Source organism: Merdimmobilis hominis, assembly GCF_900104615.1.
In the GTDB taxonomy this organism is placed as follows: Bacteria; Bacillota; Clostridia; order Oscillospirales; family Ruminococcaceae; genus Merdimmobilis; species Merdimmobilis hominis.
The window spans coordinates 2,163,482-2,182,939 of the sequence record NZ_LT629939.1 but is presented as its reverse complement, the minus strand read 5'-3'; the positions used below and the strand labels follow the sequence as shown (position 1 = coordinate 2,182,939).

Below are 19,458 nucleotides of genomic sequence, written 5' to 3'. Positions count from 1 at the left end.
CGAAGCCGTAGAAGGAGGCTACCCGTTCCTGAACCTGGCCATACTCATCCAGTTTATCCAGCTTTTCCGAGGTACCGGTCTTACCGCCGATGCGGTAGCCGGGGATCTTGGCGGATTTGCCGGAGCCGCCGTCCCCCGAGACCACCAGTTCCAAGTAGCCGGCCAGCTCTTTGGAGATGCTCTCAGAGATCACCTGGCGCTTGACCACCGGCTGGGTAGTTTTGATCACGTTCCCGTCGGCGTCCAGGATCTGTTTGACCAAGTAGGGCTGCATCAGTTTTCCCCCGTTGACCGCTGCGGAAACCGCTGTGATCAGCTGGATGGGGGTCACCTTAAAGGTCTGGCCAAAGGAGCTGGAGGCCAGGTACGCCCCCGAGCCTTCGTCCCGCAGCCGCTCCATGCTGTGGTAGTTGCTGTCCGCCTCGCCGGGGAAGTCGATGCCGGTGGGCTCGGTTAAGCCGAAGTTTTCAAAGTATTCGTAGAAAGTCTCAGCGCCCATCTTTTCCCCCACCATCATGAAGGTGGGGTTGCAGGAACCCATGATGCCCTGCACAAAGGTGATGGTCCCGTGGCCGCCGTTCTTCCAGCAGTGGACCTTGCGGCCCGCCACAATGTGGTAACCTGGACAGTTGAACACATCTCCGCCGTGGACCGCGCCCGATTCCAAAGCCCCAGCGGCGGTTATGATTTTAAACACCGAACCGGGCTCGTAGGGCTCCTGGACCGCCTTGTTGTTCCACTGGACAAACTGGGCTTCCTGGAGGGCTTTTGCATACTCTTCATCGGTAGCGGTCTTTTTCAGTTCCTCCAAGGCGGCCGCGGTTTTGGGGTCGGCGATGACCAGCGGCTCGTTGGGGTCGAAGTCCGGCTTGGTGGCCATGGCCAAAATCTCGCCGGTTTTGACGTTCATCACAATCCCCGCCGCCCGGTTTTGGACGTTGTGCTCGGTGACGGCGGTCTCCAGGTGTTTCTCCAGGAAGTGCTGAACCACCTCGTCGATGGTCAGCACGATGGAGCATCCATCCTGGGCGTCGTAAAGCTGTTGGTAGCGGTAGGGCAGGTCGGAGCCCCAGGCGTTTTTCGCTGCCACCACACGGCCGGGGGTACCGCTCAAATACTTGTCATAATAGGCTTCCAGGCCATAGGCGCCCTTGTTTTCGCTGCCGGTAAAGCCCAGCACAGTGGACGCCAAATGGCCATAGGGGTAGTAGCGGCGGGTGTCCTCCTCCAGGTTGATGCAGGTGATCTTGTTGTCGACGCAGAACTGGGTGATCTGGTCGGCCACATCCTTTTCCACCTTGGATTTGACCCGCTCGTAGTACATTTTTTTGTTTTTGCCTTTGTCGATGATCTTTTGCCGATCCACATCCAATAGCTCGGACAAAAAGTCCGCCACTTGGTTCAGCTGGGCATCGTCCTTCACATCCGCCGGGGAGAGGATCACGTTCCACACCTGGGCGCTGCGGGCCAGCACCTTGCCGTTGGTGTCTAAAATCTCCCCCCGCTCGGCGCTGATGGTGGTGGAGCGCATCTGTTGGGAGAGGGCCAGCTTTTGATATTTATCCCCTTCGACAATCTGCAAATAATAAAGCCGGCCCAGCAGGATGGAAAATCCCACCACCGCCATACAAAACAAGATCACCTGGATCCGACGCTGCATTTTATTGCTGGGAGCATTTGCCATGTTCGTTCCTCCATTGGGCGGTGAGAGCGTTTTCCGCCAAAAAGAAATTAAGAGCTAAGATGAAAGTCTCTTAACTCTTAGCTGTATCATAGGTATTTTAATTTGGCATCAGGTATTCCAAAAAAGCTTGGAACCCCTCTTGGATCCGTCCCCACGGCCCCGCATTTGCCGGGCTTTGGGCAAGCACCACCCGGTCGCCTTTGTTGAGCTGGACATATTCAATCTGGTAAGCTTCGGTTTTGGAAAGGCCCATGTTGGCAGAGGCGTAATCCTCCACGTTGCGCAGGCTCATCTTCCCTTCCAATTCACTTTGCAGGCGCACCCCTTCGCTTTTCAGCTCCTCATATCTGGTGCTTTGGGCGTTGTATTCCTCGGTGAGTTCGGTGAGGATGGCATTGTTATACAGCATCACCGCCAGCATTGAGACCACCGCCAGCGCGGTGCAGGCGAGCCGCAGGCCGAGGGCGCGGTTGGCCGCCGCCCGGGAATTGCCCCTGCCAACCACATGAAGTTCCGGCGGCTGAGGCCGCAGATGCTGCTCATAGCGGGATAGATCATAAGCCGTGCTTTGTCTTGCGTAATCCAAGATAAGTCCCTCTCTTTCTCATCCGAATGATTATGATACGTCCCTGGAGGTTGTGTCCAGGCACTTATTATCCTTGTTGCTCTTCCCCTTCCGGGAGCCGTTCGCAGACCCGCAGCTTGGCACTGTGGCTGCGCTTGTTGGCAGCCAATTCCTCCGCTGTGGCCTCAATGGGCTTTCTGTTGACCAGCTTGGCCCGGGGTTTGTGGCCGCAGACGCACACCGGGAAGTCCGGCGGGCAGATACAGCCTTTGGCCAAGGCGGCGAATTTCTGCTTCACCATCCTATCCTCCAGGGAGTGGAAGGTGATGACGGCGAACCGGCCGCCGGGGGCAAGCCGTTCAAAAGCGTCGTCCAGGCAGATGGACAGGTGATCCAGCTCCTGGTTGACAGCGATCCGCAGCGCCTGGAAAGTCCGTTTGGCCGGATGGCCCCCTTCCCTGCGCGCCGCCGCCGGGATGGACTGCTTGATGATCTCCACCAGTTCAAAGGTGGTTTCCACCGGTTTTTGCTGCCGGGCTTTCTCAATGTTCTGGGCGATGCGGTAGGCGAATTTTTCCTCGCTGAACTCCCGCAGGATGCGGGTGATGTCCTCCACCGAGTAGGTGTTGACAATGTCGTAGGCAGATAGGCCGCTCTGACTCATCCGCATGTCGAGCGGGGCGTCAAAGTTGTAGGAAAAGCCCCGCTCCGCAGTGTCCAGCTGGTGGGAGGACACCCCCAAATCCAAGAGGATGCCGTCCACCCGGTCAATACCCAGCTCATCCAGAACCAGGGGGATGTTGGCGAAATCGTTCTGCACCACTGTGGCCTGGGGGAATTCCCGAAGCCGCTCCCCCGCGATGGCGACGGCGTCCGGATCCTTGTCAATGGCGATGAGCCGCCCCTGGGGCCCCAGGCGCTTGGCAATCTCCCGGGAATGGCCTGCCCCGCCGGCGGTCCCGTCTACATAGATGCCGGAGGGCCGGATGGCAAGGCCCTGAATACACTCCTCCAGGAGCACCGGCACATGGCTGAATTCCATCTTTTCCCCTCCGTTTTCCCTTCGTTTGTTAAAATCCCAGTTCATCCATCGACTCGGCGATGGAGTCGCTGGTCAGTTCCTCACAGCTGGACTGGTAACGTTCGCTGTCCCAGATCTCCGCCCGCACCGACGCGCCGATCACCGTTACGTCTTTGGTGAGGCCGGCGTACTCCCGCAGATGGGCGGGAATGAGCACCCGGCCCTGCTTATCCGGCTCCGCTTCAGCGGCCCCAGCAAAAAAGAAACGCTGCAAGTTGCGGGATTTGCTCATGGGCAGGGCACGGATCTTATCCTCCAGCACCTTCCATTCCTCCATGGAATAGACATACAGGCAGTTGTCCAGCCCTTTGGTGATGATAAAGGTGGAGCCCAGCGATTCCCGCAGACGGGCGGGGAAGTTGACGCGGCCTTTGGGATCCAGCGTATGCTGGTACTCGCCGATCAACATTCTTTCCGCCCCCTTCTTGCAATTTTCAAACCACTTTTACCCACTTTTCACCACTGTTGTTCTAATTATACATGTGGTATAAGGAAATTGCAATAGTGTGTCCACACTTTTCCCAAAAAAATCCCGGGCTTTTTTTCCTTCCCCCTTCCTGGAGCAGATTGGGTGCAAAACCATGCCAACCCGCATAAAATGGACATGAAAGAACATTCATTCGCCCCAAACCATATGTCGAATTTTATTGTTTTTTCGCAATTATCCCTCTCCCACCTTTACCAAATTTGGGAAAATATTCCTTTTCAAATTGTTTAGAAACAACCACCTAAAGGTTGGATCCCCTCCCATCCATTGGGGATTTTCCCCACCGCGCGGTGTGGAAAAACTGGCATTCCCACAGTGCTCTTTGCATCCAGTCGCGGCAACCTCTTGCCGCAAACGGACCCTGGTGCCGGAAGAGGCTGTCCCTCGGCTTTGTGCAGTGGCAGCCTGGCAATTGGGCGCTGAAAAACAGGGGCCCTCAGCAAGGCTTGGAAACANGCGGCCCGCCACAATGTGGTAACCTGGACAGTTGAACACATCTCCGCCGTGGACCGCGCCCGATTCCAAAGCCCCAGCGGCGGTTATGATTTTAAACACCGAACCGGGCTCGTAGGGCTCCTGGACCGCCTTGTTGTTCCACTGGACAAACTGGGCTTCCTGGAGGGCTTTTGCATACTCTTCATCGGTAGCGGTCTTTTTCAGTTCCTCCAAGGCGGCCGCGGTTTTGGGGTCGGCGATGACCAGCGGCTCGTTGGGGTCGAAGTCCGGCTTGGTGGCCATGGCCAAAATCTCGCCGGTTTTGACGTTCATCACAATCCCCGCCGCCCGGTTTTGGACGTTGTGCTCGGTGACGGCGGTCTCCAGGTGTTTCTCCAGGAAGTGCTGAACCACCTCGTCGATGGTCAGCACGATGGAGCATCCATCCTGGGCGTCGTAAAGCTGTTGGTAGCGGTAGGGCAGGTCGGAGCCCCAGGCGTTTTTCGCTGCCACCACACGGCCGGGGGTACCGCTCAAATACTTGTCATAATAGGCTTCCAGGCCATAGGCGCCCTTGTTTTCGCTGCCGGTAAAGCCCAGCACAGTGGACGCCAAATGGCCATAGGGGTAGTAGCGGCGGGTGTCCTCCTCCAGGTTGATGCAGGTGATCTTGTTGTCGACGCAGAACTGGGTGATCTGGTCGGCCACATCCTTTTCCACCTTGGATTTGACCCGCTCGTAGTACATTTTTTTGTTTTTGCCTTTGTCGATGATCTTTTGCCGATCCACATCCAATAGCTCGGACAAAAAGTCCGCCACTTGGTTCAGCTGGGCATCGTCCTTCACATCCGCCGGGGAGAGGATCACGTTCCACACCTGGGCGCTGCGGGCCAGCACCTTGCCGTTGGTGTCTAAAATCTCCCCCCGCTCGGCGCTGATGGTGGTGGAGCGCATCTGTTGGGAGAGGGCCAGCTTTTGATATTTATCCCCTTCGACAATCTGCAAATAATAAAGCCGGCCCAGCAGGATGGAAAATCCCACCACCGCCATACAAAACAAGATCACCTGGATCCGACGCTGCATTTTATTGCTGGGAGCATTTGCCATGTTCGTTCCTCCATTGGGCGGTGAGAGCGTTTTCCGCCAAAAAGAAATTAAGAGCTAAGATGAAAGTCTCTTAACTCTTAGCTGTATCATAGGTATTTTAATTTGGCATCAGGTATTCCAAAAAAGCTTGGAACCCCTCTTGGATCCGTCCCCACGGCCCCGCATTTGCCGGGCTTTGGGCAAGCACCACCCGGTCGCCTTTGTTGAGCTGGACATATTCAATCTGGTAAGCTTCGGTTTTGGAAAGGCCCATGTTGGCAGAGGCGTAATCCTCCACGTTGCGCAGGCTCATCTTCCCTTCCAATTCACTTTGCAGGCGCACCCCTTCGCTTTTCAGCTCCTCATATCTGGTGCTTTGGGCGTTGTATTCCTCGGTGAGTTCGGTGAGGATGGCATTGTTATACAGCATCACCGCCAGCATTGAGACCACCGCCAGCGCGGTGCAGGCGAGCCGCAGGCCGAGGGCGCGGTTGGCCGCCGCCCGGGAATTGCCCCTGCCAACCACATGAAGTTCCGGCGGCTGAGGCCGCAGATGCTGCTCATAGCGGGATAGATCATAAGCCGTGCTTTGTCTTGCGTAATCCAAGATAAGTCCCTCTCTTTCTCATCCGAATGATTATGATACGTCCCTGGAGGTTGTGTCCAGGCACTTATTATCCTTGTTGCTCTTCCCCTTCCGGGAGCCGTTCGCAGACCCGCAGCTTGGCACTGTGGCTGCGCTTGTTGGCAGCCAATTCCTCCGCTGTGGCCTCAATGGGCTTTCTGTTGACCAGCTTGGCCCGGGGTTTGTGGCCGCAGACGCACACCGGGAAGTCCGGCGGGCAGATACAGCCTTTGGCCAAGGCGGCGAATTTCTGCTTCACCATCCTATCCTCCAGGGAGTGGAAGGTGATGACGGCGAACCGGCCGCCGGGGGCAAGCCGTTCAAAAGCGTCGTCCAGGCAGATGGACAGGTGATCCAGCTCCTGGTTGACAGCGATCCGCAGCGCCTGGAAAGTCCGTTTGGCCGGATGGCCCCCTTCCCTGCGCGCCGCCGCCGGGATGGACTGCTTGATGATCTCCACCAGTTCAAAGGTGGTTTCCACCGGTTTTTGCTGCCGGGCTTTCTCAATGTTCTGGGCGATGCGGTAGGCGAATTTTTCCTCGCTGAACTCCCGCAGGATGCGGGTGATGTCCTCCACCGAGTAGGTGTTGACAATGTCGTAGGCAGATAGGCCGCTCTGACTCATCCGCATGTCGAGCGGGGCGTCAAAGTTGTAGGAAAAGCCCCGCTCCGCAGTGTCCAGCTGGTGGGAGGACACCCCCAAATCCAAGAGGATGCCGTCCACCCGGTCAATACCCAGCTCATCCAGAACCAGGGGGATGTTGGCGAAATCGTTCTGCACCACTGTGGCCTGGGGGAATTCCCGAAGCCGCTCCCCCGCGATGGCGACGGCGTCCGGATCCTTGTCAATGGCGATGAGCCGCCCCTGGGGCCCCAGGCGCTTGGCAATCTCCCGGGAATGGCCTGCCCCGCCGGCGGTCCCGTCTACATAGATGCCGGAGGGCCGGATGGCAAGGCCCTGAATACACTCCTCCAGGAGCACCGGCACATGGCTGAATTCCATCTTTTCCCCTCCGTTTTCCCTTCGTTTGTTAAAATCCCAGTTCATCCATCGACTCGGCGATGGAGTCGCTGGTCAGTTCCTCACAGCTGGACTGGTAACGTTCGCTGTCCCAGATCTCCGCCCGCACCGACGCGCCGATCACCGTTACGTCTTTGGTGAGGCCGGCGTACTCCCGCAGATGGGCGGGAATGAGCACCCGGCCCTGCTTATCCGGCTCCGCTTCAGCGGCCCCAGCAAAAAAGAAACGCTGCAAGTTGCGGGATTTGCTCATGGGCAGGGCACGGATCTTATCCTCCAGCACCTTCCATTCCTCCATGGAATAGACATACAGGCAGTTGTCCAGCCCTTTGGTGATGATAAAGGTGGAGCCCAGCGATTCCCGCAGACGGGCGGGGAAGTTGACGCGGCCTTTGGGATCCAGCGTATGCTGGTACTCGCCGATCAACATTCTTTCCGCCCCCTTCTTGCAATTTTCAAACCACTTTTACCCACTTTTCACCACTGTTGTTCTAATTATACATGTGGTATAAGGAAATTGCAATAGTGTGTCCACACTTTTCCCAAAAAAATCCCGGGCTTTTTTTCCTTCCCCCTTCCTGGAGCAGATTGGGTGCAAAACCATGCCAACCCGCATAAAATGGACATGAAAGAACATTCATTCGCCCCAAACCATATGTCGAATTTTATTGTTTTTTCGCAATTATCCCTCTCCCACCTTTACCAAATTTGGGAAAATATTCCTTTTCAAATTGTTTAGAAACAACCACCTAAAGGTTGGATCCCCTCCCATCCATTGGGGATTTTCCCCACCGCGCGGTGTGGAAAAACTGGCATTCCCACAGTGCTCTTTGCATCCAGTCGCGGCAACCTCTTGCCGCAAACGGACCCTGGTGCCGGAAGAGGCTGTCCCTCGGCTTTGTGCAGTGGCAGCCTGGCAATTGGGCGCTGAAAAACAGGGGCCCTCAGCAAGGCTTGGAAACAGAAAGACAGGCGCGTTTTCACGCGCCTGTCCAAAATGCTTGCTAAAATTTGATAGCAGTCCCCTATTCCTCCTGGACGCGCCCCTCCCGAAGCCCGCGGAGTACTCGGCTAAATCTGGTGTAGAACACCAGGGCCGTGATAGTAAAGGCCACCAGGTCGGCGGTGGGCTGGGCGAGGAACACACCGGTGAGCCCCAGTCCAGCAATGCTTGGCAGGATGAACATCAACGGCACCAGCAGAAACAGTTTGCGCAGCAGTGCCAGGAACAGCGAAGCTTTTGCCTGCTCCACCGCCACCAGCGTCTGCTGGCAGGCGATCTGTGCCCCGCTGATAAACTGGGCGGCCAGATAAATCCGCATGGCCCAGACCGCCGTTTCCAAGAGGGCCGGGTCGCTGGAAAAAAGGCCGGCAAACCACCCGGGGAACAACATTAAGACGGCCCAATAAGTGACTGACCACCCCAGGCTGGAAAACAGCAGGATGCGGAATGCCTCCTTGACCCGGTCGGCTTTTCGGGCGCCAAGGTTGAAGCTCAGGATGGGCTGGGCCCCTTGGCCCATGCCAGAAACCGGCATCATCCCCACCTGGAGGATGCTGGTCAGGATGGTCATCGCCCCCACGGCCACATCGCCGCCCATATCCCGCAGGCGGATGTTAAAGGCGATGCTGACCAAGCCCTCCGTGGACTGCATTGCAAAGGGTGAAAGCCCCAAAAGAAGCACCGGGGCTAGGATCTTCCAGCGTATGGGCATGTTTTCCCTGCGGATTTTCAGCTGGGTTTTGGGCCCCAGCAGAAACCCCATCACCCAGGCAGCGGCAACCCCCTGGGAAATGACTGTAGCCAAAGCAGCCCCCGGCAGACCCATACCCATCCCAAAAATCAGGATAGGGTCAAGAATGATGTTGAGCCCTGCCCCCAACAGAATGGTGATCATGCTGGTTTTGGCAAAGCCCTGGGCGCTGATGAAAAAGTTCATCCCCAGGGCAATCTGCATAAAGACGGTGCCTAAGGAGTAGATCCGCAGGTAACTTGTGGCATAGGGCAGAGTCTCGCCGCTGGCGCCGAACATCTGTAGGATGGGAGACATAAACAGCTGCAGCACAAGGGTGATGGCAGCGGAAATCAGCAGGATAGTGGTAAAACAGTTGCCAAGAATCCGCTCCGCACCAGCATAGTCCCCCTCGCCCATGTGGGCAGAGACCCGCGGCGCACCGCCCATTCCCACCAGGGAGCTGAACGCGGTAATCAATATCAGAATCGGCATACAGACTCCCAGGGCGGAAAGGGCTAAATGGCTTTGCCCCGGAATGTTGCCCAGATACATACGGTTGATAATGCTGTACAATGCATTGGTCAATTGGGCTAAAATAGCAGGCAGGGACAACCGCAGCAGCAGTTTCCCAATGCTGTCTTTCCCCAGATCCACCCCGGTTTTTGACCGGCCGCGGTCTTTGCTCATCCAATCACTCCCCTTTTACAACGGTTCATCCTGTTTAGCGTTCCACAAAATGGGGCGGTTTTCCGTAGAAAATTCTTCCAGGAACCTGTAAAAAGGGGATTGGGGGAAAAGAGAAAGGCAAGGGCCTTTCCCTGTTGGGGAATGACCCTTGCCTCTATAGTTATTCTTCCATCTCCCGCACAAACAGGGAGTATTTCCAATTCTCATTCCCGGAGATCAGCATCCATCCCTCCCGGCCCAGCTTGTCCAAGCGTTCCAGGTACTCTGCGTTCTTTTTTCCGGGTCCAAAGACCAAGTGGGGCTCAAATCCACCATTTTGTATTCAAACCGCTTCACCGGCCCTACTCCTTGTCTTTGCGGACAATGGAGCCGGGGGCAAAGGTCCGGCTGCATGGAATCTGAATCTTCTGCATAGGATGGCGGGCGGCGTCCAACTCCTCCCCTTCCAGGGAAAGGATTTTTTCCACCGTCAGCTCCACCGGCTGGGATTTGGGTTCCAGCACCTCAACCCGGTCACCGGGCTTAAAGTAGTTGCGCTGGGTCAAGGTCAAAAGGCCATCCTCCCAGGAATCCACATTGGCAACGATGTCACATTCCCGCACATAGCCGCCGCTCTTATAACACTGGTCCGGCCGGCCGAAGTAGAACCCTGTGGAATACTCTCGGTGGGAGACCTTGCGGGTTTCATCGGCAATCCACTGGGGAAGCTGGAACTCCCCCGGGTTTTGAGCGTACAAATCCACCGCCGCCCGGTAGGCGTTGGTGATCACCCCCACATAGTAAGCGGATTTGGCTCGTCCCTCAATTTTAAGGGAGGTGACACCGGCGTCCACCAACTCCTTGATATGTTCAACCATGCAAAGGTCCTTGGCGTTGAGGATATAGCTGCCCCGCTCGTCCTCGAACACGGGGAAATACTCGCCGGGGCGCTTTTCCTCCATCAGGTGGTAGGACCAGCGGCAGGGCTGGGCACATTCGCCCCGGTTGGCATCCCGGCCGGTCATGTAGTTGGACAAGAGGCACCGGCCGGAGAAAGACATGCACATCGCCCCATGGACAAAGGCTTCAATCTCCAGCTCCGGCGGGGTGTGGTCCCGGATGTATTTCACGTCCTCGATGGAGAGCTCCCGGGCCAGCACCACCCGCTTTGCCCCCAGGCGGTACAGCTCGGTGGCGGTGAGGTAGTTGACCACCCCTGCCTGGGTGGAAATGTGGATGTCCACCTCCGGCACCGTGCGTTTGGCCTCCATCAGCACCCCCACATCGGCGACGATGAGGGCATCCACCCCCACATCCCTGGCATAGCGCAGGAAGTCTGGAAGCTCCGGGATCTCCCGGTTAAGGGGCAGGGTGTTGCAGGTCAGATAAACTTTTACCCCATGCTTGTGGGCCAGTGCAACCCCATCCCGCAGTTCATCCTGATCAAAATTGGCGGGGTTTGCCCGCATTCCGAATTGCTTGCCCCCCAGGTACACCGCGTCCGCCCCATAGCGGATGGCGGCCGCCAGCCGTTCCGAATCCCCTACAGGGGCAAGAACCTCCGGTTTTTTTATTGGCTCTGTCATCCTAAACTGTCCCCTTTCTAATTCTGGGTGTCGGTTCCATGGACCTCACCGGCCTGGGCGGCAACCCGTTCGTTCTGATAGTGCTGGTCTGCGGTTTTTGCATAATAGAACTTTCCAGTGGCGTCGGTCAGGAAGAAGTAGTAGTCGGTATCCTCCGGGTAAAGAGCTGCCTTAATGGCGTCAATTCCCGGATTGCATACCGGCCCCACCGGCAGTCCGGTGCATTTGTAGGTGTTGTAGGCGTCGTACATCTCCTGGTTATTTACCTGCAAAAAGGGCTTGATATCCCGGTTGACATAGAAGATGGTTACATCCGACTGAAGGCGGGGGTAGGTGACGGAATTATCCAGCCGGTTGTGGAATACCGAGGACACCCTGCCCATCTCCTCATGACCGGAGGATTCCTCCTGAACCATGGAAGCCAGGGTGATGGCCTCATCCAAGGTCAGGTTCTGGTTCTTCATCTGGGCATACATCTCATTGGTGATTTTGGATTCAAAGTTGTCCAGGAACCGGGCGGTGACACGCTCCGGGCTCTCCCCCAAGAAAAAGTCATAGGTATCGGGGAAGAAATACCCCTCAAACCGGCGGAAGCGGTTCCCCCCTTTGGGGATCTTCTCCACAAACTCGTACTTCTCCTCCAAATTGGCGGTCTCCAGATAGCTGTATAAATCCTGTGCCTTGCAAACCCCCTTTTCCTCCAGGAGGTTGGCAATTTCCCGCAGGGTCATCCCCTCGGGGAAGGTGATGCGGATGGTATTCTGCTTCTCGTTGCCTGTTTGCAGGGCCACAATAATTTCATCATAGCTCATGTTGGAGTTAAGCAGGTAAACCCCCGGTTTGAATTTTGAGGTGGAGTTGCGAAGGCCTGCGTACAGCTGGAAGGTCAGCTTCTGAGAGATGACCCCTTCGTCCTTGAGCAGGTTGATAATCTGCCTGGAGGACATGCCGCTCTCCACGGTGATTTCAATCTGCTGGTCCTTTTGGTTGAGCCCAAACAGGTCAGAAAAACTCTGCAAGGCAAAGACCGCCAAAAAGATGGACACCCCCACCACGGCGGCGATGGTAAGTAAGCGGCGGCTCACCTTGCTGGGCTTACGGCTGGGCCGGCGGCGCCTATCCTGGGGATTTTGGTTGTTTCTATCCATAACATTCCTCCTGCGGTACCATTTCCCGGCTATTCGACCGGATTCGATTTTATGTTGGTATCATACCGCATTTTTTCATGAGAATCAATTGCCGGATTGCGTAGGCAGTAGTATGTAGCCCGTACCTGCCTCTCACTCCCGAGGGGAACCTCTGCGCAGGGCGGGGCTTTTCAAAAAGTTGACATACCGTTCGGTGACCAAGGCGCTGACCGGCACGTCATACCGCCCGTGGAGAATCCGCCTGCGGATGCACTTCACATAGGTCACCCCCACTTTATACCCCGGGTAATGGGCTAAAAAGCGGTCGTAGTAGCCGCCGCCATACCCGATGCGGTAACCGGACAGATCGTAGAGGAGGGCGGGCACCACGCAGATGCTCTTGGAAAAATCGGTGATGAGGGTGCAGCGTTCCGGCACCGGCTCCAGCACCCCGAAGGTGCGTTTTTCCAGGTCGTCCAGCGAGCCGATCTCGTAAAACTCCATCAGCCGGGTGCCGTCGATGCACCGGGGGACCCCCACCCGCTTGCCGTCTGCCAGTGCCTGGCGGATCAGCTCCCGGGTGTCCACCTCAATGGCAGTGGACACATAGGTCAGCACCAAAGAAGCCTGCTGATACTGCCGCAGCGCCAGCAGCCGGCGCAGGATGGCGCTGTCTTTTTTGGCCTTGGCCTCGGCGGGAAGGGATTGCCGGTACGCCTTGGATTCCCGGCGCAAGGCCCCTTTGTATTCCCGTAAGTCTATGTTTTTCATCCTGTTTTACCTCTCTGTCGGGGCCGCTTAATCCAAGGTCAGTCCCAGATAGGAGGCGCGGCCCTCTACGTCTTCCAGCTTCTTCTGTCGTTTTTCTTTGATCCAGTGGGCCATGGCATAGGGGGCCAGCTCCCCGGCGGGGATGTCCTCCCATAGCCGGTACTGGTACTCCTTGGCCCCATAGCGCCGGTGGACGGCTTTGGCCACTTCATAAAAATCCATATCCTTGGGCAGCACCAGCTCTTTGACCAGCACCTTGTCCCCATCGGGGAGGCAGTAGGCGTATCCCCCGGGGAAGGAGAGGACTTCTCCCCCTGTGTACCCGGCCTCAATATCCTGGTAGGAAAGAGCCCTGGTATCCCACCGGCCGAACATGTGGCACCGATTGAAATACCGGTTGCGCAGGGCCGCCTCCCCTGCAAAGGAACTTTCAGCGAGAGGTACCCCTTCCCCTGGGGGGATCTCGCCGGCAGGAAGGGCCATGCGGCGGCAGTTAAACTCGATGGCGTAACCCCGGTGCTCATAGAACTGGAACAGCTCTTTGGTGGCCGGCACCAGGATGGAGAGGATGACATCCTCCTTTTCCATCTCCCGGTGGGCCCGGTGGAGCAGCCGGGTGCTGATCCCCCGGCCCCGGAAATCCGGATGGGTGGCCACCCCGTAGATGTACCGGGCATCCATCTCGCCCAGGGGGGTGATGACTGTGATGGGCAATAGGAACAGCATTCCCGCTACCCTCTCCCCTTCTACATCCACCAGGCATTCCTTATCCCGGAAGCGGTGTTCAAAAAACAGATCGATGTAACCCTCGGGGTCGCCGAAGGAGAGTTTCCACAGCTCCTTGAGGGCGGGTACCATCGACCGGTCGGCAAATGCGATCATGGCGTCGTCTCCTTTCGGGCGCGTTTATCCCCGCCAGACGGCGTGGAATTTGCGCAGCAGGATGTCAGGGTAATAGGATTGTTTGGCCTTGCGAAGGCCCTCATCTCCGGTGTCGTCCTCCCGGTTGACGTAGGTAAACCCCTCGCAGGCATACCGGACGAACTGCTGATTGATCATGGGGTAAGCGCCGGGCACATCCCAGAACGCCTTCTCAATGTGGACGATGAAGGTGTCCTCGGTCAAGGGGCTTCCCATGGTGTAGGCCACCGGGCGGCCATCAGCGATGAGCAGGCCCCCCTTGAGCCCCAGGTCGGTGAAGTGGTCAAAGGCGCTCTTCACCGCCTCCCCCTCTTGATCCAGGCTCTGGTTGTCCTCCCCTTCCTGTGCGATGATCTGTTTCCACTGCTGGTTCATCTCAAAGGCGTAGGGCAGATTGTCCAGGGTGAGGGGTTCAAACCGCCAGTCGTAGGTCTCCAAAAACCGGTTGATATGGTTGCGCTTGCCGTGGAGCTTCTTGCCCGAGAGGCTGGAGAGCTTGTCCACCGAATAAATGTAGTCAAACTGGTCCCTGCGCTCGCTAAATTCAAACGCGTCGGGGAAGTTCTCCTCCAGACAGTCCCGCATCTCATCGGTGACCCCGTTGAGGCGGAAGGGCAGGCCGTCTTTGTCCGCATCCGCTTTCATGGCGAGGATAGCCTCTTTTAAATCGCCGTCGCCGGCTGGATACAGGTAATTTCGGCCATGCCCCCCATCGGAGCGGATCAGCGCCCGGTTCCCCAGGCGGGTGCATTCAATTTGATAGGCCTTGCGCCAGTTGTAGCTGTTAGAAAAACAATATTCGCTCCCCCGGTATTGGGAGAGGCGGAACAGCTCCCCGATCCATGTGCGGTCGGAAAGCTGGATTGGATGGAACTCTACCATAATATCACCTTATTTTAAAATTTCTACCGACATTCTGCGAACAGATTCCGCAATTTTCTCAATAGGCAGGGGGGATATGCCGTCGCAGCAGCGGACCGTCCTCCACCCCAGGCGCTGGGCAGCGTACAACGCAGCTTCCCGGCAGCGCAGCAGGTACTGAAAATTGGCCTCATGGATGTCTTTTTTGGATTCATCCCCCTGGTACCGGCCCTCGATCAGCCTTCGGGAGGTCTCCGGCTCCATATCCAGATAGATGACCCCGTCCGGCCAAGGGATGCCCAGGAGGTTATACTCATACTCTTCCAGCCAGGAGAGGAACCCGTCCCATTGTTCCTTGGGGAGTTTCACCATCTGGTGGGCGGCGTTGCTGGTGGTGTAGCGGTCTGCGATGATCAGCTTCCCTCCCAAGTAATCGTCTTTCCACTGGGTTTGGTAGCTGACATACCGGTCCACTGCGTAAAAACTGGAGGCCGCATAGGCATTGACCTCCTCTAAGCTGCCGATCTCCCCCGAGAGGTACATTTTCACCAAGGTGGAGGAGGGCTGCCCATAATCGGGGAAGGAGATTTTGCGGACCGGATCGCCCACTTCCAGAAGCGATTGATACAACAGCTCGCTTTGGGTCGCTTTGCCGCTGCCATCCAGCCCTTCAATTACAATCAGTTTTCCCTTGTGCGTGTTCAATATGCCACTTCCCTTGTTTCTTTGGCAAGTTTTGGCCCAAATAGAAAAGCCTAGCCAATTCATACAGAAATATTATACTATATAAGTCCAAAAAAAACCACCAGGGAACAAAAAACTCTCTTTTTCGTTTTGTGCGTTTCTCCCCCTTGCTTTCCCCTGAAAAAAATAGAAGCCCGCACAAGGCCATGGCCGGCGCGGACCTAAAAAGGGGAGCCTGCCCTTTCCTGGGTAAATCCATCCCCCTTCCACCGTTTCACTCCCCTTGGCCCCGCAAAACAGCCGCGGCATGGCATCTCTCTGGCCTGCCGCGGCTGTTTCACCCTTTGGGGGATGGGGAAAGGACAGTTAAAATCCCGATTTATAGCGCGAGTACAAAAGCAAAGCGCACCCACAAAAGCGAGTGCGCCAATTGCCCGCGGCGGCTCGCCGCTATTTTTCCTGTGGGGGACTACTCCTCGCAGGTGAGGTCGCTGAGCTTGGGCGGGAAAAATTCATCGGTGGGGAATTTGATCCGTTTGAAAAGCTCGCAGGGGTCGTCGGTAGTGCAGACGCTCTCCTTATCCGGCACGCAGTAGTCGTAGGCGGGGATCATCATCTGGACACAGCGCTCGATCTGCACGATGGTGAACAGGCCCAGGCTGATATACACCACCCGGCTGGGGGTGACGCCCTGGAACACCCCGTCAAACTGGGCTGTGATGCAATCGGGCAGGACGCCTAAGGGCTCGCAGTTATACTGGGGGCATTCGCAGATGCGGCAGGAGAGGCAGATGGGGTCAACCACCTGTGTTTTTGCCCCTCCATCGCCGCCGTCACAGCTGTTTGAGGTGTACTGTCACCCTGTTTTGATCTGCGTCGATCCGCTCCACCAGCCGGTGGAGCTCCGGCCGGGTGAGATGGGAAAACCGCTCCCCGGCAGAGAAAACCGGGCGGTTAATCCCCTCCCATTTTTGCAGCTCTTCCCCCATCTTCTCCAGCTGGGCGAGTCGCTCTTTGAGTTCCTCCAGGGAGATGATCCCCGCCTGGAACAGGGTCTTCACCCGTTCTTCCCGTTGGTGCAGTGCCGCGGAGGCGGACTCTCCCCGGTTGGGACGGGGCGTCTCCCCCGGAAGGCGGGCCGCAAAATACATTCCCAAGGCCCGGTTCAGCTCCTCCTCCCCCACCGAAGGGTGGCCGGGGCAGCCGGGAGTAGGGCAGAGCCACCGGGCCCCCGCCTTGCGCTTGCGGCGGACAAGAGGCTCCCCGCAGGAGGCACAGCAGAGGAGTCCGCTGAGAGGGTACCTCCCCTTGGGGGATCCCGCCTTGGGGACAGCCCGGCTTTCCAGTATCCTCTGGGCGGCGTCAAACTCCTTCCGGGTCACCAGGGCCAGTTCCGGTCTTGGGTGGCGGAGCCACTCCCCTTGGGGGCGGGTCCCCGTCTTCCCCGAGAGGAAGTCCACCGTCTCAAACCGGTTGTTGACCAGTTCCCCTGCGTAAACCGGGTTGCCCAAAATCCGCCGCACCCCTTTGGCATTCCAATCGCCGCCCCGTTTTGCGGGGATGCCCAGGGCAGTGAGCCGCAGGGCGATGGCCCGGCAGCCGATGCCCTCCCCGGTGTACCAATGGAAGATCCGCTTCACCGTCTCCCCCTCCGCCGGGTTGATCCGCAGGGTGAAGGCGTCCACCCGGTCATAGCCGTAGAGTTCCGGCGGGACCCTGCCCCGCTTTGCCCCTTCCTGCTTGCCGAACTTCACCCGGCGGGAAAGGTTGGCGCTCTCCTCCTGGGCCAGCGCCCCAAAAATGGTGAGGACAAACTCAGAGTCCCCCAAAAGCCCCTGGCTCCCCGAGAGGAACCACACGGCAACCCCCAGGGATTTGAGCCGCCGGAAAGCGTTTAAAAAGTCCACGGTGTTGCGGGAAAACCGGCTGATATCCTTGACGGTCACCAGGTCAAAGGCCCCTTCCTGTGCATCCCGCAGCATCTGCAAAAACTGCTCCCGGCCCTTCATCTGCCGGCCGGATATCCCCTCATCCGCATAGATTTTCACCAGTTGGTGGCCTTGTTTTTCTGCAAAATCCTCAAAGAACCGCTTTTGGTTTTCCAAGGATTCCAGCTGGGCTTCCCGGTCGGTGGAGACCCGGCAATAGGCGGCCATCCTCATAGCTCCTCCCCCCGCAGAAGTTTGCGCAGCAGCTGTTCCAGCCTGCCGGGCGGGTTGGGGTCCTCAAAGCGGATTTCCAACGTCTTTTCTTTCTTTGTTTCCACAAGGATTCCCCCTTTCAAGCGATATAAAAGGAAAAAGCGCATACCTCCCCACAGGGGGTATACGCTTTACTTGTATGGAAAAAAGGGAGAAAAGATTCTGGCTTCCCTACAGCAGCATGGCCGCAACCGGGGCGAGGAACACCGTCACCACGCCAGCCACCACAATAGCCAGGCTGCTCATGGCGCCTTCCACCTCGCCCATCTGCATAGCGCGGCTGGTGCCGATGGCGTGGGAACATGTGCCGATGGCAAGGCCGATGGCCACCTTGTTCTTCAGATGGAGGAGCTTGACCATTCCGGAGGCGATGGCCGCCCCAAGAAGGCCGGTGAGCACCACCAGCGCCACCGTCAGCGCCGAGATGCCGCCAATCTCCTCCGACACGCTGACCGCGATGGAAGAGGTGATGGATTTGGGGATCAGGGAGTAGTAGATCACCGGAGAGAGGCCCAGCAGCTTGCAGCAGGCAAAGACGCTGGCCACCGAGGCCAAGCACCCGGAGACGATGCCGGTCATGATGACGGCGAAGTTCTTTTTAAGCACATCCAGCTGTTTGTACAGCGGCACAGCGAAGGCCACTGTCACCGGCCCCAACAGGAAGGAGAACTGGGAAGCGCCTAGGTTATAATCCTCATAGGGGATGTCAAAGGCCAATAACACCCCAATTACTATGGCAATGGCGATTAAAAGGGGGTTTAAAAAAGTGATCTTCAGCTTTTTGCAGAGGAAGTCCGCCAGGAAGAACGCCCCAAAGGTGAGGGCAAGTCCAAAATAAGGGTTGGTGGTTAGATAGGCAAACAGGTTATTCATGGGCGGTTTCCCCCTTGGATTTCTCTTTGGCACGGCTCAAAAACTCCACCACCAGGCCGGTGACGGTAAAGGTGGCCACCGTGGTGACCACCAAGGTCAGCACAATGCCCAGCAGGTCGTTTTGAATGTGGTGGAAGTTGGTGAGGATACCCGCCCCCAATGGGATGAACATCACCGACATAATGCTCATCAGATACTCGGCGGTGTCCTCCACTGCATCCAGCTTCACCAAGCCGGTGAGCAGCAGGAAAAAGAGCATCAGCATCCCGATGATGTTGCCGGGGATGGGCAGGCCGGTGGCCTCTTTGACCAGATCCCCGCACAGGGCGATGGCGCAGATGAGTCCAAACTGTTTCAGATATTTCAACTTCAAATCCCTCCAAATTGCGGGGAAAATCCTCTCCCCAAACTGATATTTCCAAGGGAAAACGGCGGTTTGTGGGCACACACCTGTACACTTGCCTTAGGCATGTTGTTGACGCGGCAGTCGTCGCTGCGGGTCAGATCTGAGGTGTATACCTTCACATTGCCCTCGCTGCCGTACAGGATAACCTTCTTGGAGAAGGTAGCCAAACCTTCTACTGGTACCGACGGGGAGAGGGGTGAGGTGTAGCAGGATAAGCTGACCCCAAAAAAGAAGGTCATATCCACCGAATAGAACCCTTTGTTAAAGGGGACCGGCTCCACTGCTAAGTATACGTTGAGAACCTCCACCTTCCGCGCTTTTACCGAGATGGCCTGGTCGACAATGGGCTGCTGGGCCGTTGTAAAAAAGACCTGCAAATCCTCCAAACAGTCCTTGTCGCTGCAAGAGTCATAGATCCGCTTGGTATCGATGCAGACCGCTTCTTTAAAGCAACCGGAGCCCGCGCTCTGTGCCTGGTATTCATTTGAAACAGCCATAGAAATCCTCCTACTCATAGATTTGAGTTTTGCTCAATATCATTGTATGAATGTAGGGGGATTTTGTGACAGCTTCTGGAAAAAAGCCCGCTGGAAGGGCCCAGGCAGCCAGCGTTCGGCCGGAAATAGGGGATTTTCCCCACAC

21 protein-coding genes are annotated in these 19,458 nt (G+C 57.0%); all 21 read right to left on the bottom strand.

From position 1 onward, the window contains the following. Positions 1 to 1,684 (bottom strand): peptidoglycan D,D-transpeptidase FtsI family protein (locus BQ5353_RS13085; protein ID WP_071428177.1); only part of this gene is annotated, 1,684 nt, incomplete at its 3' end. 97 nt (positions 1,685 to 1,781) lie between these two features. Beyond that, on the bottom strand, positions 1,782 to 2,270 hold the full coding sequence (locus BQ5353_RS10480) for a hypothetical protein (RefSeq protein WP_054331651.1): 489 nt from the start codon (positions 2,268 to 2,270) through the stop codon (positions 1,782 to 1,784). A 67-nt stretch (positions 2,271 to 2,337) separates the two neighbouring features. Beyond that, positions 2,338 to 3,291 (bottom strand): 16S rRNA (cytosine(1402)-N(4))-methyltransferase RsmH, encoded by a 954-nt coding sequence (gene rsmH / locus BQ5353_RS10475; protein ID WP_054331650.1) that lies wholly within the window; start codon positions 3,289 to 3,291, stop codon positions 2,338 to 2,340. Positions 3,292 to 3,319: 28 nt separating this feature from the next. Then, positions 3,320 to 3,739 carry a division/cell wall cluster transcriptional repressor MraZ gene (gene mraZ, locus BQ5353_RS10470; RefSeq protein WP_054331649.1) on the bottom strand — a complete coding sequence of 140 codons (420 nt, stop codon included), beginning with the start codon at positions 3,737 to 3,739 and terminating at the stop codon, positions 3,320 to 3,322. A 252-nt stretch (positions 3,740 to 3,991) separates the two neighbouring features. Beyond that, positions 3,992 to 5,206 carry a peptidoglycan D,D-transpeptidase FtsI family protein gene (locus tag BQ5353_RS10465; RefSeq protein ID WP_456152281.1) on the bottom strand — a complete coding sequence of 405 codons (1,215 nt, stop codon included), beginning with the start codon at positions 5,204 to 5,206 and terminating at the stop codon, positions 3,992 to 3,994. A 250-nt stretch (positions 5,207 to 5,456) separates the two neighbouring features. Next, entirely contained in the window at positions 5,457 to 5,945 is a 489-nt protein-coding gene (locus BQ5353_RS10460; protein ID WP_054331651.1) for a hypothetical protein, read from the bottom strand. Positions 5,946 to 6,012: 67 nt separating this feature from the next. Next, entirely contained in the window at positions 6,013 to 6,966 is a 954-nt protein-coding gene (rsmH, locus tag BQ5353_RS10455) for a 16S rRNA (cytosine(1402)-N(4))-methyltransferase RsmH (RefSeq protein ID WP_054331650.1), read from the bottom strand. Positions 6,967 to 6,994: 28 nt separating this feature from the next. Next, a complete protein-coding gene (gene mraZ / locus BQ5353_RS10450; protein WP_054331649.1) occupies positions 6,995 to 7,414 on the bottom strand; it encodes a division/cell wall cluster transcriptional repressor MraZ in 420 nt (139 codons plus the stop codon). A 595-nt stretch (positions 7,415 to 8,009) separates the two neighbouring features. After that, positions 8,010 to 9,407: an MATE family efflux transporter gene (locus tag BQ5353_RS10445; protein WP_054331648.1), complete on the bottom strand. Its 1,398-nt coding sequence runs from the start codon at positions 9,405 to 9,407 to the stop codon at positions 8,010 to 8,012. A 160-nt stretch (positions 9,408 to 9,567) separates the two neighbouring features. After that, positions 9,568 to 9,702, bottom strand: a complete 135-nt coding sequence (locus BQ5353_RS13425; RefSeq protein WP_267888286.1) for a hypothetical protein — start codon at positions 9,700 to 9,702, stop codon at positions 9,568 to 9,570. Between the two features lie 46 nt (positions 9,703 to 9,748). Beyond that, positions 9,749 to 10,972: a peptidase U32 family protein gene (locus BQ5353_RS10440; protein WP_071428173.1), complete on the bottom strand. Its 1,224-nt coding sequence runs from the start codon at positions 10,970 to 10,972 to the stop codon at positions 9,749 to 9,751. Positions 10,973 to 10,989: 17 nt separating this feature from the next. Further along, complete coding sequence (mltG, locus tag BQ5353_RS10435; protein ID WP_071428171.1) at positions 10,990 to 12,120, bottom strand: endolytic transglycosylase MltG; 1,131 nt, start codon at positions 12,118 to 12,120, stop codon at positions 10,990 to 10,992. Between the two features lie 132 nt (positions 12,121 to 12,252). Continuing rightward, on the bottom strand, positions 12,253 to 12,870 hold the full coding sequence (locus BQ5353_RS10430; RefSeq protein ID WP_071428169.1) for a 5-formyltetrahydrofolate cyclo-ligase: 618 nt from the start codon (positions 12,868 to 12,870) through the stop codon (positions 12,253 to 12,255). A gap of 27 nt (positions 12,871 to 12,897) precedes the next feature. Next, entirely contained in the window at positions 12,898 to 13,752 is an 855-nt protein-coding gene (locus tag BQ5353_RS10425; protein ID WP_054331645.1) for a GNAT family N-acetyltransferase, read from the bottom strand. A gap of 24 nt (positions 13,753 to 13,776) precedes the next feature. Next, on the bottom strand, positions 13,777 to 14,673 hold the full coding sequence (locus BQ5353_RS10420) for a DUF2156 domain-containing protein (RefSeq protein ID WP_071428167.1): 897 nt from the start codon (positions 14,671 to 14,673) through the stop codon (positions 13,777 to 13,779). A gap of 9 nt (positions 14,674 to 14,682) precedes the next feature. Further along, positions 14,683 to 15,357, bottom strand: a complete 675-nt coding sequence (locus BQ5353_RS10415) for a dTMP kinase (protein ID WP_054331642.1) — start codon at positions 15,355 to 15,357, stop codon at positions 14,683 to 14,685. A 448-nt stretch (positions 15,358 to 15,805) separates the two neighbouring features. Beyond that, the gene (locus BQ5353_RS10410) at positions 15,806 to 16,141 is read right to left on the bottom strand and encodes a hypothetical protein (protein WP_054331641.1); all 336 of its coding nucleotides are present in this window, start codon (positions 16,139 to 16,141) and stop codon (positions 15,806 to 15,808) included. A 28-nt stretch (positions 16,142 to 16,169) separates the two neighbouring features. Then, complete coding sequence (locus tag BQ5353_RS10405) at positions 16,170 to 17,492, bottom strand: recombinase family protein (protein ID WP_054331640.1); 1,323 nt, start codon at positions 17,490 to 17,492, stop codon at positions 16,170 to 16,172. A 216-nt stretch (positions 17,493 to 17,708) separates the two neighbouring features. Continuing rightward, on the bottom strand, positions 17,709 to 18,410 hold the full coding sequence (locus tag BQ5353_RS10400; protein ID WP_054331639.1) for an LrgB family protein: 702 nt from the start codon (positions 18,408 to 18,410) through the stop codon (positions 17,709 to 17,711). Next, positions 18,403 to 18,777, bottom strand: coding sequence for a CidA/LrgA family protein (locus BQ5353_RS10395; RefSeq protein ID WP_054331638.1), 375 nt, complete (start codon positions 18,775 to 18,777; stop codon positions 18,403 to 18,405). The genes BQ5353_RS10400 and BQ5353_RS10395 overlap by 8 nt, the downstream gene beginning before the upstream one ends. A gap of 2 nt (positions 18,778 to 18,779) precedes the next feature. Further along, positions 18,780 to 19,313 carry a hypothetical protein gene (locus BQ5353_RS10390; protein ID WP_071428165.1) on the bottom strand — a complete coding sequence of 178 codons (534 nt, stop codon included), beginning with the start codon at positions 19,311 to 19,313 and terminating at the stop codon, positions 18,780 to 18,782. Between the last annotated feature and the right edge of the window lie 145 nt (positions 19,314 to 19,458).

What these genes read in the sequence shown, in the direction of transcription:
- rsmH (WP_054331650.1), bottom strand. Translation starts at nt 3,291, where the DNA reads ATGGAATTCAGCCATGTGCCGGTGCTCCTGGAGGAGTGTATTCAGGGC.
- mraZ (WP_054331649.1), bottom strand. Translation starts at nt 3,739, where the DNA reads ATGTTGATCGGCGAGTACCAGCATACGCTGGATCCCAAAGGCCGCGTC.
- rsmH (WP_054331650.1), bottom strand. Translation starts at nt 6,966, where the DNA reads ATGGAATTCAGCCATGTGCCGGTGCTCCTGGAGGAGTGTATTCAGGGC.
- mraZ (WP_054331649.1), bottom strand. Translation starts at nt 7,414, where the DNA reads ATGTTGATCGGCGAGTACCAGCATACGCTGGATCCCAAAGGCCGCGTC.
- BQ5353_RS10445 (WP_054331648.1), bottom strand. Translation starts at nt 9,407, where the DNA reads ATGAGCAAAGACCGCGGCCGGTCAAAAACCGGGGTGGATCTGGGGAAA.
- BQ5353_RS10440 (WP_071428173.1), bottom strand. Translation starts at nt 10,972, where the DNA reads ATGACAGAGCCAATAAAAAAACCGGAGGTTCTTGCCCCTGTAGGGGAT.
- mltG (WP_071428171.1), bottom strand. Translation starts at nt 12,120, where the DNA reads ATGGATAGAAACAACCAAAATCCCCAGGATAGGCGCCGCCGGCCCAGC.
- BQ5353_RS10430 (WP_071428169.1), bottom strand. Translation starts at nt 12,870, where the DNA reads ATGAAAAACATAGACTTACGGGAATACAAAGGGGCCTTGCGCCGGGAA.
- BQ5353_RS10425 (WP_054331645.1), bottom strand. Translation starts at nt 13,752, where the DNA reads ATGATCGCATTTGCCGACCGGTCGATGGTACCCGCCCTCAAGGAGCTG.
- BQ5353_RS10420 (WP_071428167.1), bottom strand. Translation starts at nt 14,673, where the DNA reads ATGGTAGAGTTCCATCCAATCCAGCTTTCCGACCGCACATGGATCGGG.
- BQ5353_RS10405 (WP_054331640.1), bottom strand. Translation starts at nt 17,492, where the DNA reads ATGGCCGCCTATTGCCGGGTCTCCACCGACCGGGAAGCCCAGCTGGAA.
- BQ5353_RS10400 (WP_054331639.1), bottom strand. Translation starts at nt 18,410, where the DNA reads ATGAATAACCTGTTTGCCTATCTAACCACCAACCCTTATTTTGGACTT.
- BQ5353_RS10390 (WP_071428165.1), bottom strand. Translation starts at nt 19,313, where the DNA reads ATGGCTGTTTCAAATGAATACCAGGCACAGAGCGCGGGCTCCGGTTGC.